The sequence below is a fragment of the Achromobacter sp. DH1f genome (genome assembly GCF_000633435.1).
GTDB lineage: Bacteria > Pseudomonadota > Gammaproteobacteria > Burkholderiales > Burkholderiaceae_B > Achromobacter > Achromobacter deleyi.
Window position 1 is genome coordinate 1 of sequence record NZ_AYMF01000076.1, and the last position, 475, is coordinate 475.

Annotated in this window: 1 protein-coding gene and 1 pseudogene; one reads left to right on the forward strand and one right to left on the reverse strand. The window is 64.8% G+C overall.

Going from position 1 to position 475, the window contains the following annotated elements; genetic code table 11:
• Positions 1-176: enoyl-CoA hydratase-related protein (locus tag U858_RS0132960; protein ID WP_029954725.1), on the reverse strand; the 176-nt coding region annotated here is incomplete at its 3' end.
• A 140-nt stretch (positions 177-316) separates the two neighbouring features.
• On the opposite strand from U858_RS0132960, the pseudogene U858_RS35495 reads away from it, so the two are divergent.
• Positions 317-475, forward strand: a pseudogene (locus U858_RS35495) (2,4-dienoyl-CoA reductase); the annotation flags it as partial.

Below are 475 nucleotides of genomic sequence, written 5' to 3' on the forward strand. Positions count from 1 at the left end.
CCCGCGCCGGTCAGCAGCACCACCCGCACCGCCGCGTTGTCGCCGGCCTGTTGCAGCGCCGTCGTCAGGGCGGCGATCAACGTCTCGTCGAAGGCATTGCGCACGTCCGGCCGGTTCAGGGTCAGGCGGGCGATGGGGCCATCAAGAACGACCTCGAGCGGGGCGGGCTGGGTCATGCGGGTCTCCTGGTAATTGACAATTCCTCAATTAGTAACCTGGAATCTACGATTGAATCCATAGGGTAATACGCTTGAATGGGATGGGCTGTCGATAAATATTGAGTTATCCTCAACAAAAAGACACGATGGAGCGAGACATGAGCCTTACCCCCGCCCGCGACGCCGCGGCGCGCTATGCGTCGGTGTTCCGGCCCGGCCTGTTCGACGGCCAGACCGTCATGGTCACGGGCGGCGGCAGCGGCCTGGGGCGCTGCACCGCGCATGAGTTGGCCGCGCTGGGCGCGGGCCTGGCGCTG